This is a genomic window from Microcoleus sp. PH2017_35_SFW_U_B, assembly GCF_020737865.1.
In the GTDB taxonomy this organism is placed as follows: domain Bacteria; phylum Cyanobacteriota; class Cyanobacteriia; order Cyanobacteriales; family Microcoleaceae; genus Microcoleus.
This window is the reverse complement of the sequence record NZ_JAEQDE010000163.1, coordinates 1-18,109: the sequence shown is the minus strand read 5'-3', so window position 1 is coordinate 18,109 and position 18,109 is coordinate 1. Positions and strand designations below refer to the sequence as shown.

The window sequence follows — 18,109 nt, the reverse complement described above, 5'->3', positions numbered from 1 at the left end:
TCCGTTGGTGCCGCACCCTTAGAAGTATTGAAAGAGTATATTAGAAATCAAGAAAAGCCGTCCTAAAAGGACGGGGCTTGTATCCCATTTTCTTGGTCAGTGTTGGCTGCTATGTGATGTAGTAGCTATCGATCGCACCATTCGCGATCGCTGGAGAATTGAGAATCTACTGCACTGGTGTTAAATATCACCTTGAGGAAGAGATGGCGACGATGAATGGGTAGCACTTTATAGGGCATTTTTTGGCCCTTACTGACCATAGGGGCGATCGACAACCAGAAAAAATACAGTAATCCAGAACTATAAATGATACTATAGCCAGCAGTCAAAAATCCTGTAATGTTTGTAGTGGAAATCCCGCTGCGATCGGTATTTCAGCTCCTGGGACACCGCCCCTAAATACTTGCACAAATGATTGAAGCTCGCCATACACCCATACGGTTGGGTTAAGACTGTCATGCAGTCAAAACGATGTAAAAAATAGACTCTGGGATTATTTTCCTAGCCTTTACCGAAGCGATCGCACAAGAGCGTTTGTCTCTTCCGACAACCCCTAGGCGAAGCGTATTGCGTTATACACTACCAATCCCAGATACTGAAAAATTTGGATAATTTTTTATAGTAGAACTTGACAGGACAAACCATATGCGGCATTTTGGGGTGGAATCAGGTGTTTGTGGGAGATTTCCGCGTTCAGGGTTTAAAGGTAAATCTTCAATGAATAAACTAAGGAGAGTATAGAGTGGCAAAGGCACTTGTTACGCTAGCAATAGGCAAGAACTATGAACTCATGTTCGAGAAACATTGTAGGTCTCTATGGCAGCACTATGCTGAAAAATATCAATTTGAAGTTGTTGTTTTGACACAACCGTTAGATAATTCGTCCAAGGCTCAGTCTAGAAATCCATCATGGCAAAAGTGCTTAATTTTGTCAGAACCCAGTCTTCAAAAATACGATCAAGTTGTTTGGGTCGATGCTGATATATTGATTAACCCAAACAGTCCCGATATTACCGAGGGAGTTCCACTAGAGAAGATTGGGGCAGTCGATGATTATGCAACTCCTAGTAGAGCAGATCACGAGATTTGCCTGAAAAGACTTTATGATTTTTGGTCTAAGAATGGTATCGAATACATAGACAACCTTTCTCCTACAGCTTTTTACAAAAGTTTTGGGATAGATGCAGAATTTCAATCCGTTGTACAAGCCGGAGTTATGGTGCTTTCTCCTCGTTATCATCGAGAATTGCTGGAGTATGTTTATCACTCCTATGAAGACAAAGGTTCGGGAGAATGGAACTATGAAATGCGCCCATTGAGCTATGAGATATTGATGCAGGGTATTGAGTGCTGGATTTCTCCAAAATTCAATATGCCTTGGCCTTTAATCCAGCAATTTCTGTACCCCTTTCTAAGTTCGAGAGACAACATAGTACAAAAGGGATTACAAAAAATTGGTTTAAATCCTAAGGCTTCACTAATTTCTAAATGTGTAACAACAGCATTTTTCAATAACTATTTCCTTCATTTTGCTGGAGGAACTACTGGTGACATGAAATATGTTGATACAAAAGTCACTTCAATATTTGACCTTTGATCGAGCTTTCAGAAGTTATATAGCAATTCTCAAGTGAGTCAGGTACAGATTGGCAATTGACAAAAAGTAAGACAACTGGCGAGAAACTCACGAAACTCGATCGCAGTCATACCTCATCACGCCCAGAAAAGCTACATTCAATACACCAGTCAATTCAACTGGTAGGGTGTCCAAGAGCTTGATTCTTTCCTGTTTTTCGCTTCGCACCCTACCCCTGTGTTAACTAACTATTTCCTGCTGGTATGCGTATCGTGAAAATAGACCCTTTGCCCTCTTCGCTTTCTACCAAAATCTCGCCGCCCATCATCTGACAGTAGTGGCGGCTAATTGTCAGCCCCAATCCAGTCCCACCGTACTGGCGCGCCGCCGAAGAATCAGCTTGCGCGAAGGCTTCAAACAATTTTTGCTGTTGTTGGGGAGACATTCCAATGCCGGTATCTTTAACTCGAAAGCAAATCCAATCCGATGCTTGAACATTCGCAACTGGACAAGCAATCAAACTCGATTTCGCCTCGCCCGCAACCATTAAATTTTCAACACCCGACAGATGCGCTACATTCGATTCTCCGGTTCCCTCAACACGGCTGACGCTGACTTTCACTATCCCATTTTTGGTGAACTTAGCAGCATTGTTCAGCAGGTGCAGCAGGACTTTTCGCACTTTTGCTAAATCTGCGTGCATAGTGCCAACAGTTTGACTGTCACACTCTATTTCTAAAACATTGCCATTCTGTTGTAAAGACAATTTTACCGCCATTGACATGTGATCGAGCAGGGATTCGATGTCAAACTCTTCGATGTCGAGGTTCATTCCCCCCGCTTGAATTTTTGACAAATCGAGGATGTCGTTAACCAAAGATAGCAGGTGCGTGCCTGCATTCTGAATCTTGTCTAAGTCGGTAACAAAATCTTTGTACCCGGAATCTCTGGCATCTTCTAAAAGTAGTTGACTGTAGCCGATAATCGCATTTAAAGGCGTCCGCAACTCGTGACTCATATTGGCTAAAAAGTGGCTTTTAGCAGTGGTAGCCACTAAAGCATCTTCCTTAGCTTGTGCCAATTCTTTTGTATGTTCGGAAACTCGCTCGATCAGGTGATTGAGAGATACAGCTAACGAGCTTATTTCGTCTTGTCCGCTGACGGGGGCTCGCAAATCAAAATTCGACTCGGCGGCGACTTGTTGAGCCACCTGAGTGACGCTGACGACTGGTTTGGCGATCGCCCTACTGGTGCGGCAAGCCACTATTCCAGCCAGCCCTACCGACAGCAGCATACTAATCATAATTATGCCCTTTTCGATTCCTTGGGCAGCCTGCATCACTGCACCGCCTTGGCGCTCTTGCTGCTGGGCAATATCGAGGATTTTGCTCAATTCCTGAAGGTGTCCCTCAAGCTGTTTTGCACCTTCTCCGCTTTCTGTGGCCAACAATTTTCGGATCGACTCTATCTTCCGAGGCGACAGTTGCGATTGCTGGACTTGCAGCAAAGTTGAGTTGAGAGTATCGGCGTAGGATTCTAAATTTTCCGTGCAATCTTGGAGTAAAGTTTTGAGAGCTTCCGGCTTGGCTGCGAGCCAAGCTGGTTGGCTTTCGGCAAATTTTTCGATACGCAACCGCAGGTTTTTAGCCTTAACAATACTGTTGATAAACTGCTGTTTTTGCAGTTCCAACTTAGGGGAATTGTCTACAAAAGAATCTAGCTGTGCTCCCTGCAATTGTGCCGCCAGTGCTGCATCTTTAAAGTTACCGATCAATTGTGCTTGTATGTGAGCATCATTGAGTTGTCTCAATCCTTTTTCTTGGTGGTACTCAGCGATTGTGAGTCCGCTCAGCGAGCCAACAAATCCGATTCCTATTGCTAGCAAATACCCGCCACTGATTTTTTTGTCTATGGGCAGACAGCCAAGCTTAAAAGACAAGTTTTTGGTAAGTTTCAAGGAGGGTTGTTTTGCCAGATTGTGGAGCGATGATTGTTTGGGTTCGGTTTCTACAGAAGCAAATTGTGCGGAAATAAAGGGCCACATCCGTTTACCTAAATTGCTATTTTCGGGGTTATTTGTTTGCGGTAATACAGCTTTTTCCTGCTGGCTCAATGGTTGCAAATCTGGATTTGCCTCGCCCTTGCCTTGCCAAGCACCAACCGATAAACCTACTTCGTTGCGTGTTTTTTTGAGCAAATTTGTTTTTGACATATGCAACCGCTGTATTCTGTGAAAATTTACCACGCTCGTAAGTTCTCCAAAGGGAAAAGCTTGTGTGTTTTCCAGTAGACATCTGCGAAAAAGTATCTGAAACTCTTGTCGAGTCAGGGCAGAAGCTTAAATTCGGTTGATGTCTAATAGATAATTAGGCTGTTGATGGCTGTTGCCAAATTACTTTTTCGACTGGTAAAAGTCTCCAGCAGGCAAAAAAAGAAAGATTTATCCCGGCAGTGAATTATTGCCACATGAATTTTTACAGGCAGAAAATTCTGTCTGATGCGTTTTGCCTGTGAGTAGCCCAAAGCTGATATTGTCTCTTGACAATGCACCCGATTCCTCAGCTTTGGGGTGTTGCTACCAGCAATGCGACGATTGCTTGACAGTTTTTGTTGCGTATCCGACTAATACATAGCACAGAATGTCACAAATGCGGCAGCCGATCGCGCTTCTGCACTAAGAGCGATCGACTTTTGGCATCGCAGCCCCGCAAGTCCTGTAAATCGAGTATAACTTTAGGGCTTACGAAAAGAAACCGCGTTTCTACGGTTAACTGTTGCACTTGCGAGTTCTCTCTGTGCCGACAGTTAATTCGATCGCTCCTATTAATAGCTGGTAAAAGTATAGTCATTTATAGACATGGGAGGCTTCAATTCCCTCCCCCTTCACTTTTACTTTGAGCGGATTAACCCGCCTCGGCTGAACTACGCCCACGACGTATCCCATCGCCGAACGCATTTGGGATTGCTTTTCTGAGAATGTTAAAAGAACCGTTCCGTTTTCCGGTAAATACAGGTTCTGTTTTTGTTTTTCCGTAAACAGGAATTGGATCTAAGCCCAAGAAATTGGCTTTGGAGGTAAAAGATTCCTCCTGTACGATTACCTTGATTCCAACTAAAAAAGCTTTGTATTCCAGCATCTCAATTAATCGAGCGTGAGGAATGCTGACAAAGTTTTGGTTAGTTTGCTTCCCCATATTGATCTCGGTTTTCCACTGTGCATTCTTGCCAATTACTAGCGTCCCAATTTGTTGTGCGACCAGAATATCGACAATCGTGCGACTTGTATGATGCAAGTAATTGTCTACTTTTTGATTGCGGCAGCGAGTTAAGCGTTGAATGCGTGACGATGTTTGGCGCCTCCCTTTCAATTGGGATTGCAATTGTGCTTTACGCTTGTTATAGAACTGGTTAATCGATTTCAATGGTCGTCCATTAATCAACAGTGGGATCAAACCCGGTTGATTTGAAGTTAACGCCACCAAATTATTCAGTCCTAAATCAATACTAGCTACAAAATTGTTATTTTTAGCGGTGGACTCCGGTTCACTTCGACTACGCTCAGTACAAGCATTGTAAATCACCTCAATTACATAAGAATCGCATTTTGGAACCAACCTAACTTGACAAATCCGGTCAGGATTGACTTTAGTTTTAATTGAAAATTCAGTACCAGAAAGTTTGACAATTCCGTTTCTCAACTGTTTACTGCTAATCGCCTGAATCGTGTAAATAAGGATATTTCGACCTTTAACCTTGTCCTTGTATTTAGGTAACTTTGGACGACCCGTAAATTTTAAAGAGTCAGCTTTGTAAGCTTTGACGGCTTCAAAAAACGATTTCCAATTCTGATCTAGCACCATCAATATTTGCTGACTTACTTTAGCAGGCAAAGCCTTGTATGCGACCTGAGACTTCATCAATCGGTTCATCTCGTTGTAATTGACGTAGCCCCATCCATAAATCAAGTTCTGACGAATGACATAATTGGCGGCATTGTACAGATTTTTGGACTTGAATGCTAGTTGGTCAATCTCGACAAAACGAGGTTCCGTTGATTTAATGATATGCCTTTCTGCTAATTGCATTTGAGACTTCCGTTCTTTGGGCTATGCGTATTCCTTGTTAAACACTCTCAACAATATAATACCATTATTGTTTATAATTGCTTATAAACTCAATGAAGTTTTACAATACCAGTTCAAAAAAATAATGCAACGTTAAGCAAGCTTCAAACCCTTAGAAAATAAGTTATTCCCAAATCTAAAATCTAAAATCTAAAATCTAAAATCGGATAACTTCCCATTTCTACCCAAAGCTTCATCGGCCAATTGCACAATCCAGCGATTTGGCCTGGCTTGGGCTCTGGCGGCAAGCACCACGGCCCAAGCTTCCCGTTCTTTGCCCCGGCCCAACAGGGCAGCACAAACAGTCAAAGCTGCTGCTGTTGAACGGCTGATGCCACTTTGACAGCAGACGAGCAATTTGCCGGGGTGCGCCGATATTTGGCGGGCGAAGTCAATAATTTGGAGTACGTCATCAATTGTAGCCAAGACGCGATCGGGGTCGTCAACGGGGGTTTCGAGGTCGTTAAATTCTAACCGCAATCGGTTAGGGACTTTGTGAAAAGTTTTGGGATCTGGTACGCCCGGAGTGCCGATCGAGATTAAGTATTGGAGATTCCGGCCCGCAGGGCGATCGATAATATATTCGGTGGCTTCTGCTTCCGAAGCAATCTGGATTTGCGACAGTTTTTCACCCGAGACATCCGTAGCAGATTCCTGCTCAAAATAAACTGTTTTTACCTCAGCGCCGACATCCGGCAAATATTGGGCGGCGAGGGCGCGAACGTCAGCAAATTGGCGTTTTAAAGCTGCTTCCAGAGCCAAAAGAGCAGCACGAGAGCCAATTTGACCGAGGGATTTAACAGCCTTTTGGCGCACTCCAGAGGTTTCGTCTTCCAGCAGTCGCACCAAACCTGCTACAGCCTCGTCTGTCCCAATCTGCCCCAAAGCATCAGCAACTCTCCACCGCACATAGGATTCGCTGTCGCCTAGGGCGATCGCCAGTCCCGCAGCCACCATTTTTTGCAAGTTAGCATCTCCGGCTATATTGATGTTCCCGAGTGCAACAGCCGCCCTGCCGCGCACGAAAATGTCTCGATCCGAGAGCGATCGCATTACCGCCACCGCAGCCACCTCGCTGCTGATTTCCCCCAAGGCAGAAACTGCACTGCCGCGCACATCTGAGTCCTCGTGGTTGAGGGCTTGCAGCAGCCCGGCCACAGCCGTTTCGGTCCCGATTTGTCCCAAAGCCTCGGCGGCCCTCAAAGAAACGGCATAGGAGTCGGGTTCGTGAAGCAATTCTACTAAGCGGGGTACTGCGTCGCGATCGCCAATTTTCCCCAAAGCCGCGGCCGCCCTAGCACGGACGAGGTGATTTTCGTCTCTGAGGGCATTCAGCAGCCCCGGAACTACCTCAGCCACGCCGATTTTCCCGCAGTTTACGGCGGCCCGCCAGCGCACCTCTGAGTCTTGATGTTTCAAGGCTTTGATCGTGGTGGGGACGGCTATTTTGGGGTTAATTTTACCCAAGGCCCAAACCGCCCAGGCGCGCACTCCGGCGGCTTTGTGGTTGAGGGCTTCGATCAGTGCTGCGGCTGCTGGTTTCGAGTCAATTTCTCCTAGGGCCCAAGCGGCCCAAGCTTGCGCTTGGGAATCGGCAGATTCGAGCACCCGCGCTAATTCAATTACTGCCGCCCTAGAGCCAATGAGGCCGATCGCCCGAATGCAATGAAGGCGCACGGCACGGTCTTTGTGGTTCAATGCTTTGACAAGCATTGGAATTGCCATATCGGAACTTGTTAGTGCCAGCAGTTGAATTTTGAGCGGCAGCGAAGTTTTAATTTTTACGATTAATCTTACTGTTTTTAGTTGAAACTCCGGCTTTACCATTCCTGCTAGCTTCGAGCCGAGTTTTAAATTTACTTTTAGGGCTAATTTTACTGCGCGCAAAGCCTGGCTTTGCTGTTCTACTTGCGGCAATATTGTCGCCAAGGTGTGCATCCCTTGTTTTTGTTTCAAATATTTTTGGTTGAATTCAGCATCGCTGAGCTCTGGTAGCTGTTGGATGAGGGTTGCTACTGAGTTCATTCATTTATCCTCATATTTTGGCGATCGTTTGAGATTGCTCTTTTTAAACTCGGTTTCTTTAAGAAAATACGCCTGCACCTACAAAACTCAACTGATAAAAAAACTTGCACCACTTATAAAATATGTCCGATTAGACTATTTTAACAACTCCCCAAAGATTGATTATCTGTTTTTTGGGCGATCGGCTTAACCATTAGTAGCGCTTGCTGCTTGGCATCGATGCACTGTTTGCTAGACTTGCTCTGCGCTATATCATTTTATACCAAGTTGGCTTGAGATATCGATCGACTCCGTTGAACGCAACAAACCGGAAACAGCCCGATTCCGGGAGAGTGTCAACCGTAGGGCCCATTTTTCAAAGCCTCAGCCAAAGCATTATCGTTATCCCGCAAACCTTCGTAAAAAAACAGCACTTCTCCTGGAACGCCGCGAGCACGGTTGTAAGCAATTACTTGCAACAACAGCTCCGGATTCATGCTATAATTGCTCCCTCGATTCGCCAACAGGATACCGGGAGACACACAGGACACTTGCTCGCAGGTAAGTTGTCGATCGATCAGTCGATCGAGCAATTGTTTGTAACCGTTAAAATCGCGGCGATAAAACTGCGGGTGAAGCATATCAACCAACTTTTTGTCAACCCAAGCTTGAGAATCTTGCAAATATTCTACGAATCCCCAGTCATAGGGACTCGGCGACATTGACAGCAACAAATCTGGATTAATCGCCTTCAATTCTCGGTGCAAGCGAGCGACAAAATCAGTAATTATATCAGCGCGCCAGTGCAGCCAATGTTGCTCTCTACAATTATGTGGCGCTTCTCTCCCGCACTCTTGGCGGTAGCGTTTAACCGTTTTTTCATCATAACCGCCTTCACAGGGTAGTGCAATGCGATCGTCTCCTTGAACGCCATGTACCGGATAATTCCTCGCAACTTCCAGCATCAACCCCAGCAAAAAATCTTGCACTTCCGGGTCAAGAGAATTCATCCATTCAAACTTATTTTTCTTAAGTAAATTCCCGTTACAATCGCGCGCCGCCCATTCCGGTTTCTTCGCCAGCAAATGACCGCCGTTGAGATTGTAAGAACTCACAAATCCGTATTCAAACCAAGGAATAACTTTTAAACCAACTCTATTAGCCTCAACAATTAATTCTCCCAAAGGGTCGCGTCCTTGATAGCGCGCGTCAATTTCAACCCCAAATTGTTCGCGCATTATTTGAGAAGGATAAGCCGTAAAACCCCGGTTCCAAACTACAGGAAATACTGTATTAAATCCCGTATCTGCAAGAAAATTCATTGCCTCAGCAATCCGCTGTTTTGAGGTGAGAACTTTGCAGTCAGTGCTGGGTATCCAAACGCCGCGCATTCCAGTATTGTCGGCCACCAACGAACTCGGCATTGCTGCTGGATTTGGTGATAAAAATTTACCAGCAAATCGCTGTTTTAGATCCGAACCAAATCTGCGAATTGTTGACTGGAAAGAAGGAAAAAATGGCATTAGGTATGTTGTTGCGCTTCAGCGCTCTTACATATACTAAGGAGGCGTGTAAAAATAACTCGATCGAGTGCATTGCTAAACCGTATCTAATTTAAAGGCTTCAATTAAAAAGTTACACAACTTATTTTTACATGATTCCTAAGAGCGCCCAAGCGCAACTACGTACCTTTTAGTGTGCAAGCCATTAGCCGATCGCCTATACAGAAAAAAACGCACTGCTGACGAACCCTAGGGAACTTATATCATCACTCCTCGACCCAACTGGCACTCTGATAGAGGTTCATTTTTAATTAGGTATGTTGTTGCGCTTGGGCGCTCTTAATACTAAGAGTGCCCAAGCGCAACTACGTACCTTTTGTTAATTACCCATAATCAAGCAATAAGGGCGCGGAGGGCGCGCCCCAACATTCTACTATACAGCTACTCCAGACAACTGCTGGCTCAAAGCTGATTTCAAAAGCTCTGCCTTATCAGTTTGCTCCCAAGGTAACTCTAGATCCGTGCGTCCGAAGTGACCGTAAGCCGCTACATCTTGGTAGAAACGACCGCCTCTTTCCGCAGGCAAATTCTGCAAGTTAAAGGTCTGAATGATGCCCGCAGGACGCAGTTCAAAATGCTGCTTCACAACTTCCAAAAGGCGATCGTCATCAACTTTACCAGTGCCAAAAGTTTCGATCATCATGCTAACAGGGCGTGCTACGCCGATCGCATAACTCAACTGCACTTCGCACTTTTCTGCCAAACCGGCCGCCACAATATTTTTAGCAACATAGCGACAAGCATAGGCCGCGCTGCGGTCTACCTTCGTGGGGTCTTTCCCTGAAAAAGCACCGCCACCGTGACGGGAATAGCCGCCGTAGGTATCCACAATAATTTTGCGGCCAGTCAAACCCGAATCTCCTTGAGGCCCGCCGACGACAAATTTGCCAGTGGGGTTGACAAGGAAGCGAGTTTCTGCATCCGGCTTGATGCTAATATCGGCAAACACGGGTTGGACAACAGCAGTCCAAAGATCTGCTTTAATCTTGGCTTGAACCGCGGCTGTTTCGGTGATATCGTCGATCGCCTCAGTGTGCTGGGTAGAAATTAAGATCGTATCAATACCAACAGGTTTCCCGTCTTCGTAAGTTACGGTAACTTGGCTTTTACCGTCCGGACGCAGGTAAGGCAATTGACCTGTTTTGCGGACTGCGGCCAGTTGACGGCAAATCCGGTGCGCTAAACTAATCGGTAAAGGCATCAATTCCGGCGTTTCGTTGCAAGCAAAACCGAACATCAAGCCTTGGTCGCCAGCGCCGATCGCATCCAACTCCTCTTCACTGGACTGTTCGCGACTTTCGTGGGCTGTATTCACCCCTTGAGCAATATCGGGAGATTGAGAGTCCAAAGCCACCAAAACCGAGCAGCTATTGGCAGAAAATCCGTTATCAGCGTGGATGTAGCCAATATCGGCTATTTTTTTCCGCGCCAATTCTATGTAATTTACCTGAGCTTTGGTGGTAATTTCGCCCGTCAGCAGCATCAAACCCGTGTTGACGACAACTTCGGCTGCGACGCGACTTTTAGGGTCTTCGGTCAGCAAGGCATCTAAGATAGTGTCTGAAATTTGATCGCAGATTTTATCGGGATGGCCTTCAGTGACCGATTCAGAGGTAAACAGGTAGCGGCGTGACAATGATTATTTCTCCTATTCGTGCGAATCTGCTTGACATTGGCGACAGACGACTGACTTTTCAGGTAGAGGCGCAGAATCATCGCGTCTCGGTCGCCAGAAAATTTGTGTCGGTCTGGTGCGAGTTTAGGCAGGGTTTGAGATTAGCTAAAGTGACACTACTATAGCAAAGTCAGTTCCGGGAAGTGCTGAAAAACTTACATTTTGTCGGATTGTCAATAAGTCTTTGACACCGATCCTCTGCCCCCCTAATCTGACAAAGGTAAGATACAGTCAGGGTATCGCCTCGCGGATGCACTATGGCAGGAATCCCAAAATCACCAAATTTAATCCAAACGGTTGCAGACCTAGAATTTCCTGGGGGCCCAATACCGCTTGACTCTCGATTTTATATCGATCGATCGCCCGTCGAAGCCCGAGCTTGTGCAGAAATTAGCAAGCCAGGGAGTCTGATTCGGATTAAAGCTCCCAGAAAAATGGGCAAAAGTTCGCTGATGCTGCGGATAATTCAAGCTGCGGTCGATCGCGGATACCGCACAGTCACTGTAGACTTTCAGCAAGCTGACGAAGCAGTTTTTGCTACCTTAGATAAATTTTTGCGCTGGCTGTGTGTCAATGTCGCTCGCCAACTCAAACTCGAACCAAATCTCGATGAAATTTGGGATGAAGATATGGGCAGCAAAGTAAGCTGCTCTCTTTACTTTGAGAACTATTTGCTCGAACAAATTGACAGTCCCCTAGTCTTGGTACTCAACGAAGTCAACCGAGTATTTGAACGCGCCAATATCGCTCAAGAATTCCTGCCGCTGCTCCGTTTTTGGTACGAACAAGCGCGACAGAGCGAAACCTGGGAAAAACTGCGAATCGCGGTCATTCACTCGACAGAAATTTATATTGCTTTGAGTCTCAATCAATCTCCATTCAATGTAGGGCTGCCGATTAAACTCTCAGAATTTAGTGCCGAACAAGTCCAAGAGTTGGCGCGCCGCCACGGACTGAACTGGAACGACAGCTATCCCGTCGAGCAATTAATGCAAATGGTAGGCGGTCATCCTTATTTAGTGCATTTAGCGCTTTATCACCTGGCAATTTTACAGCAAAACCGCCTGTCGGTTGGGGAGAATGAGTCTGGGGAGGAGCTGGGGCGAGCCGAGTTGGAAGAACTATTAAAAGCAGCTCCTACTCAAAGCGGAATTTATAGCGACTACTTGCGGAATCAGTCGATCGCCATTCAGCAGCAGCCAGAACTCGCCTGGGCATTCCAACAGGTTCTTGATGTTAAAAATAGCATTCACCTCGAACCTTTAATGGCCTATCAGTTAGATAGCATGGGACTTGTCAAATTAGCGGGCAATAACTGTAGTTTATCTTGCGAATTATATCGGCTGTATTTTCAAGAGCAAAATTTATGCGAGGACGGTTTCTCGGCTGTAGGTTTTGAGGAGTTGCAGCAAGAAAATGAAAGACTGCTAGCTTTGGTTAATGTGGACGAACTTACCCAAATTGGCAACAGACGACATTTTGACAGTTGCTTGCGAGCGGAATGGAAACATAATGCTCGCGATGAGTCTCCGATATCTTTAATTTTGTGCGACATCGATTATTTCAAAATTTATAACGATACCTACGGACATCAAGCTGGAGATAGTTGTTTGCGATCGGTAGCTCAGGCAATTCGCCGATCGCTCCAGCGTCCTGCTGATGTAGCTGCTCGCTACGGCGGTGAGGAATTTGCGATCGTTTTACCTCAAACAGATGCAGCGGGCGCTCTGCTGGTTGCCGAACGCATTAGAGCGAAAGTTAAAGCTTTGAATATTGTTTTTAACCCGGAGAGTGTTGAATGTTTGCCTAATTCTGTGGTGACAATTAGTTTGGGAATTGCTAGCGTTGTTCCCGGCCCGGAAAATGATGCAGCAACGCTGGTACTGGCGGCTGATGAGGCTCTTTATGACTCAAAAAGGCACGGGCGCGATCGGCTCACTATGAGCACGCTGTTAAATTTTCGATTTGCTGCTGTTAATTAGGATTCAGATCCTGTCAGCCCAAACCCGATAATAAACAAAGGTTCGTAGTGAGGACTTTTGAGGACTTTAGTCCGCATCCGGTTCGTAGTGAGGACTTTAGTCCGCATCCGGTTCGTAGTGAGGACTTTAGTCCGCATCCGGTTCGTAGTGAGGACTTGCATTCCGAACGATAGAACCTATATTGCGGTAGTTGGAGCGGGCATCAGATTAATAGCGCGGCACAGTGCGATCGACCAATATTGAGTAAGCATCGATGCCACCAACGATATTTTTAACGTTGTTAAAGCCTCGATCGCTCAACCAGTGACACATTTGAGCCGATCGCACTCCGTGGTGGCACAGCACCAGGGTTTCTGTGTCGCGATTTAGTCGATCGTCAATATCACCACACCATTGGGCAAACTCGCTCAGCGGAAAAGCCACAAATCCCGGCAGCGCTGCGAGTTCAATTTCGTAAGGTTCCCGCACATCTACAAGCTGCAATTTATCAGCATTGGTTTCTGCTAATTTGCAACCTAATTCTTCGACTGTAATTTGACCAAAAACTTCTGACATTTGATTATAAAAAAGAAGGAAGAAGGAAGAAGGAAGAGGGAAGAATTACAAAGGTACGTAGTTGCGCTTCAGCGCTCTTTGTTTATATAAACAAGAGCGAAGAATTACAAACAGTCCTGGAAGTAATTGTCACATCAAAGGTATGTAGTTGCGCTTCAGCGCTCTTTGTTATATATAAGACAAGAGCGAAGAATTACAAACAGTCCTGGAAGTAATTGTCACATCAAAGGTATGTAGTTGCGCTTCAGCGCTCTTCGTTATATATAAGATAAGAGCGCTGAAGCGCAACTACGTACCTAATTACCATTTCCCAACTACCCATAACTAATTAATTGAGTCGCGAAGGCGGTGGAATTAGCTCCGTAGGAGGTGTCGGTGCAGGACGCCCGTCCAACTGACTCACTGTGCCCCTGGGATCGAGACAAGTGGCAACTAACCTGTCCGTGGGAAAGTCGAGCCTGCCGCTCAACCCGACTACGCATTCAGCAAATAGTTCTGGCAATAAACTGCGGCGGCACCCATCAAGAACTAACAGGGCAGCAGCAGGTTGAGTTTTAGTTTTGCTATTAATATTCACCACGCAAGTAGTTAATTCGTCGGGGCGCCTCACCCGCCGACAACTAGAGAGCGCTTCGAGACCAGAAATATTGGTTTTGCGGCTGATTTGGAGGGCGCATCTGGATATGTCGCGGGGGTGGAGCGCGTCGGCACAAGCTGCTGCTGCTTCCTCGGCACCGATTCCCGCTTCGATTAGTTCCTTAGCGCAGACGCGATAGGGATTTTGAGTTCGGGGGAATCTCAGGGTGATGGCTGATGCTGGCGAGATTGGCAGTGCTGCTGCCAACAAACTCAGCGCGACTAAGGGAGTGCCGAGAGCCAACATCCAGCGCGGTGCTGGCTTTGGGGAAGCAGTGCGGAAAAAATTGGGGTTTTGCATGGCAGCTCGGTTTGTGAGTTTTTTGGGCTGGTTGGGTCGATCGCTCGATCGGCTTTTACTTCAAAATTTACCGCACATTACGGATGGCTGCGGTCGATCGATTTTTTTTATCGATTTTTGTTAGAATTTTCACCCTTATCAACATATAATATAGAGTCTGCATAAAATTGCATACAGAGATTAGAGAGGAAAATAAATGTCTCGATATCGAGGCCCCCGATTAAGAATCGTCCGTCGCCTGAAAGAGTTGCCGGGTCTAACCCGCAAAACTCCCAGACGGGATTATCCGCCTGGGCAGCACGGTCAAAACCGCAAAAAGCTCTCTGAGTACGCGGTTCGCTTACAAGAAAAGCAAAAACTACGTTTCAATTACGGTGTGACGGAACGCCAATTGCTCCGTTATGTCCGCAAAGCCCGCCGTGTGACGGGTTCCACAGGTCAAGTGTTACTGCAATTTTTGGAAATGCGCTTGGACAATACTGTGTTTCGGATGGGAATGGCTCCAACCATTCCGTCCGCTAGACAATTGGTAAATCACGGTCACATTACTGTGAACGATCGTGAAGTCAACATCGCTAGCTATCAGTGCAAGCCTGGTGAAGTGATTGCAGTCAAAAATAGAGAGCGCTCGCGCACGATGGTTGAAGCTAATCTCAAAGATCCAGGCTTGGCTCACTTGCCCAGTCACTTGGAATTTGATAAGCAAAAACTGGTTGGCAAAGTTAACGGCATTGTCGAACGTGAGTGGATTGCTCTTCAGATTAACGAACTGCTAGTGGTTGAATACTACTCGCGTCAAGCTTAATTTATTAGTCATCAGTCGTTGGTCATTAGTCATCAGTTAGTTGTTAGTAAGTAGTTAATAATTGGGTTCGTCCCCAGTTATTAGTTAATTACTACTGAATAATGAAGACTAAGGACTGAGGACTAATTTTTTAGGAATAAATGGCTATGCTGAAGGCTGAAAAAAGCTTTGTGACGGTCAACAATTAACTTTTAACAGTTAATTGTTGGCCGTTATATTATTTATGTCCGCTCAATGCCCGGAATCTGTAACGGTTTGTAGTAAGGACTTTAGTCGTAATAATGATGCGGACTAAAGTCCTCACTACAAACCAGTTAGTCGTAATAATGATGCGGACTAAAGTCCTCACTACAAACTGGTTAGTTATAGTAATGATGCGGGCTGAAGTCCGAACGATCAAACCGGACGATAGTTCTCGGAGGACATTATATTAATCGTTGAATTTGAACCGTAGAAAAGTCGGGACGATCGCCCTTAGCGACAAACTACGCGGTTCTCGAACCAAAATTAAAGGCAGCAAGCCCACCAGCCTCACAGCAGCCGAAAGGGCAAACAGTGCGCCCAAACTCATGCCCGGAAGTTCGGCAAGAAAGCCGCCGGCGGTAGTTCCCAAAGCCCCAGTTACTCCCGAAACTGCTGCGGCGATCGCAAAATAAGTCGATGGTTGTTCGATCGGCGCTATCTCCATTTGAATATTGTTCGTACACAGCCCGATCGCCCCTATAGTCGTTCCCCCGAGCAAGTGCAGCAGCGGCAACCACACCCACACCGCAAACGGGTAATTGCCCGTACCCAACCACAGCAAAGGCGTCACCGCTACCACCAGCCCCACCGCAATTAGCAAGGGGCGATTTCCCCAGCGATCGGCCAACTTGCCCCAAAACATCAACAGCAGCAGGTTTGCCCCGGAACTCAAGCTGTTGTAAACCGTTACCAAACTGACATCCAAGCTTAAATCTTTTAGCAGGTAGATATTAAAAAAAGGCGCGCTGAGATTAACTGCAAACGTCCACACGCTAAAGTAAATCAGAAACATTAAAAAATTAGAATTTTTCAGCACCGAAGGCACAAAATCTGTTATAATTTTTTCTTTTTTGTCGGGAACTCGATCGCTCTCTGCATCTTTTGGGTATGCCTGCGGGTTCACATCCACCATGAAGAATTGATACCCCAAACTAATCATTCCCGCCACAACACCCAAAAATAAAACCACACCGTAGCCCAAAATTGGATCTGCGCCCCAAGTTGACATCAACAGTCCCATCAGTGGCACTCCTAGCAAAGTAACTAAGCTAGTAGCACTGTTGCGAAATCCAAAATAGCGTCCCCGCAAACGGTGAGGAACCACCGCAGCCATCCAACTAAACCAATTAGAAGTAGCAAAAGCTGCCAGCACGCTAGCGGCGATGACAGTGACCAGAGTCCACTGGAGCAATTGTTGGGGATCTGCGTGCTGTCGGCCCCAAACAATTGCGATGACGAGCACTAGCCACAGCAGCCGCGACACGCCGAATATTCCTAGGTTGTACCAGTGGCGGCTGGTTGTGCGATCGGCGATGTATGCTCCTAATGGTTGCAGGAGATTTACCAGCATCGGAATAGCAGATAATATACCTATTTCCACGCTGCTCGCGCCGACTTGCAGCAAGAAGTTGCTCAGCAGCAGACCGGTAGTCGCCGACTCGAAGACAGCGGCAAAAACTCCCTCTATAGTTGAGGCTTTGAGGGTGGCTCGAATGTCTTGTTTAGAAATTTTGAGAGCTGTTTTTGGAGGTAGAACGAGCGGAGATATTGTCTTTTCTAGTATTTCAGGAGTCTGAAGACAGAGAGGTTCATTTAACTCTGCAACTGGTTCAACCATAGTCATAGGATTTTAGATTTTAGATTTTAGATTTTAGATTTTAGAATTGCAAAATCCTTGCTCTGTAAAGGTTTTGGGCTTGATTCTGATGAAATTATTTTGATACCAGAAAGAATTGGTTGAAAGCGCCAAGCGCGATCGGGAGAAATTAAAATCAGACGATTCATTACTCCAATCCTCTTCCTTCCAGGTAGAGGTCGCTCTGAAACTGTCAACTGTCAACTGTCAACTGTCAACTGTCAACTGAAGCCCTGGCGTCCAGACAATTTAATCTTTCTGCTGGGAATTGCTGAGTTCACGTAGTAAGATAAAGCCAGCCGCGCTTTCAAGATGTTAGCTTGAAAGCTAGACTGGCACTTCCGGGTAATTGTTATGAATATAGATGACAATCGATCCCTGGGACATCAACCGGTTGGAAGATATAATTTTGCAAATTGTAAAAAAGTAGGTTTTACCGCTTCACAAGGAAGCGATCGCAACATTTTGTCTGTCAAAAATTGCTCGAATTCCCCCTCGAACAAGTCGCCCCAAGGGCCAAAACAAGTTTCGCGCGAGATCCTCCACTCGGCTCTCAAACCTATATAGGTGGCTAAATCTATAGAATCAAAGACGATCGACTTGCCGAGTATAGCTGCTAACTCCAGCCCTCGGGCCAGCACGGCTATTCCATCTGGGGCGACAACATCCACTTGCTGCATATCCACAACAACTCTCAGAGCGGCCATTTCCAAAGCTTGCTCCAAATTAATTTGGAAATCTAGGACAGCGATGCCACCGAGACAGCCCTTGGGTTGCAAAACAATGGTGTGGGATGCGGTGGTTTCGGGAGCGAGTTGAGCCGTTAAATCCGAAACAAATGACGGCATGATGGTAGTGGCGGTCATTATCTCTGTTCCCCCTCGGAGGCGATCGCCATAGCTGTACTCAGCACGGGGTTTGAAACTGTAACTTAATTTATGGACAAAGCTACCCATCCTTGACTATTTGGGTAGCTTTGTCCGCAACTCGGGCGATCGCACGAGACTATT

At 46.1% G+C, this 18,109-nt stretch carries 15 protein-coding genes and 1 pseudogene; 4 read left to right on the top strand and 12 right to left on the bottom strand.

What is annotated here, in order from left to right; genetic code table 11:
- The first annotated feature begins 742 nt into the window (after positions 1–742).
- Positions 743–1,597, top strand: a complete 855-nt coding sequence (locus JGK36_RS32405) for a hypothetical protein (RefSeq protein ID WP_293186135.1) — start codon at positions 743–745, stop codon at positions 1,595–1,597.
- A 223-nt stretch (positions 1,598–1,820) separates the two neighbouring features.
- On the opposite strand, the gene JGK36_RS32400 is transcribed toward JGK36_RS32405, so the two are convergent.
- The 6 genes and pseudogenes from JGK36_RS32400 to metK form a co-directional block, all read right to left on the bottom strand.
- Positions 1,821–3,788, bottom strand: coding sequence for a HAMP domain-containing sensor histidine kinase (locus JGK36_RS32400; RefSeq protein WP_293186134.1), 1,968 nt, complete (start codon positions 3,786–3,788; stop codon positions 1,821–1,823).
- A 430-nt stretch (positions 3,789–4,218) separates the two neighbouring features.
- Complete coding sequence (locus tag JGK36_RS32395) at positions 4,219–4,425, bottom strand: hypothetical protein (protein ID WP_293199232.1); 207 nt, start codon at positions 4,423–4,425, stop codon at positions 4,219–4,221.
- A pseudogene (locus JGK36_RS32390) lies at positions 4,422–5,661 on the bottom strand (RNA-guided endonuclease InsQ/TnpB family protein). The gene JGK36_RS32395 and the pseudogene JGK36_RS32390 overlap by 4 nt, the downstream one beginning before the upstream one ends.
- A gap of 189 nt (positions 5,662–5,850) precedes the next feature.
- The gene (locus tag JGK36_RS32385) at positions 5,851–7,725 is read right to left on the bottom strand and encodes a HEAT repeat domain-containing protein (protein WP_293186130.1); all 1,875 of its coding nucleotides are present in this window, start codon (positions 7,723–7,725) and stop codon (positions 5,851–5,853) included.
- A gap of 335 nt (positions 7,726–8,060) precedes the next feature.
- Positions 8,061–9,227: a family 10 glycosylhydrolase gene (locus JGK36_RS32380; RefSeq protein WP_293199226.1), complete on the bottom strand. Its 1,167-nt coding sequence runs from the start codon at positions 9,225–9,227 to the stop codon at positions 8,061–8,063.
- 412 nt (positions 9,228–9,639) lie between these two features.
- Positions 9,640–10,902, bottom strand: a complete 1,263-nt coding sequence (gene metK / locus JGK36_RS32375) for a methionine adenosyltransferase (protein ID WP_293186127.1) — start codon at positions 10,900–10,902, stop codon at positions 9,640–9,642.
- A 296-nt stretch (positions 10,903–11,198) separates the two neighbouring features.
- Here metK and JGK36_RS32370 point away from each other — a divergent pair, with 296 nt between their 5' ends.
- Complete coding sequence (locus tag JGK36_RS32370; protein ID WP_293199223.1) at positions 11,199–12,923, top strand: AAA-like domain-containing protein; 1,725 nt, start codon at positions 11,199–11,201, stop codon at positions 12,921–12,923.
- Here the strand turns inward: JGK36_RS32370 and JGK36_RS32365 are convergent.
- From JGK36_RS32365 to JGK36_RS32355, 3 genes are all read right to left on the bottom strand, one after another.
- The gene (locus JGK36_RS32365; protein WP_293201317.1) at positions 12,920–13,084 is read right to left on the bottom strand and encodes a hypothetical protein; all 165 of its coding nucleotides are present in this window, start codon (positions 13,082–13,084) and stop codon (positions 12,920–12,922) included. The genes JGK36_RS32370 and JGK36_RS32365 overlap by 4 nt on opposite strands.
- A gap of 46 nt (positions 13,085–13,130) precedes the next feature.
- Positions 13,131–13,478, bottom strand: coding sequence for a rhodanese-like domain-containing protein (locus tag JGK36_RS32360; protein WP_293186125.1), 348 nt, complete (start codon positions 13,476–13,478; stop codon positions 13,131–13,133).
- A 328-nt stretch (positions 13,479–13,806) separates the two neighbouring features.
- On the bottom strand, positions 13,807–14,415 hold the full coding sequence (locus JGK36_RS32355) for a hypothetical protein (RefSeq protein ID WP_293186123.1): 609 nt from the start codon (positions 14,413–14,415) through the stop codon (positions 13,807–13,809).
- On the opposite strand from JGK36_RS32355, the gene JGK36_RS32350 reads away from it, so the two are divergent.
- Entirely contained in the window at positions 14,414–14,539 is a 126-nt protein-coding gene (locus JGK36_RS32350) for a hypothetical protein (protein WP_293186122.1), read from the top strand. The two genes, JGK36_RS32355 and JGK36_RS32350, sit on opposite strands and share 2 nt — an antisense overlap.
- A gap of 72 nt (positions 14,540–14,611) precedes the next feature.
- Positions 14,612–15,220, top strand: coding sequence for a 30S ribosomal protein S4 (gene rpsD, locus JGK36_RS32345; RefSeq protein ID WP_293143096.1), 609 nt, complete (start codon positions 14,612–14,614; stop codon positions 15,218–15,220).
- A 430-nt stretch (positions 15,221–15,650) separates the two neighbouring features.
- On the opposite strand, the gene JGK36_RS32340 is transcribed toward rpsD, so the two are convergent.
- From JGK36_RS32340 to JGK36_RS32330, 3 genes are all read right to left on the bottom strand, one after another.
- The gene (locus JGK36_RS32340; protein WP_293199220.1) at positions 15,651–17,081 is read right to left on the bottom strand and encodes an MFS transporter; all 1,431 of its coding nucleotides are present in this window, start codon (positions 17,079–17,081) and stop codon (positions 15,651–15,653) included.
- Between the two features lie 26 nt (positions 17,082–17,107).
- Complete coding sequence (locus tag JGK36_RS32335; RefSeq protein ID WP_293186118.1) at positions 17,108–17,248, bottom strand: hypothetical protein; 141 nt, start codon at positions 17,246–17,248, stop codon at positions 17,108–17,110.
- Between the two features lie 237 nt (positions 17,249–17,485).
- Positions 17,486–18,055 (bottom strand): hypothetical protein, encoded by a 570-nt coding sequence (locus tag JGK36_RS32330; protein WP_293199217.1) that lies wholly within the window; start codon positions 18,053–18,055, stop codon positions 17,486–17,488.
- Between the last annotated feature and the right edge of the window lie 54 nt (positions 18,056–18,109).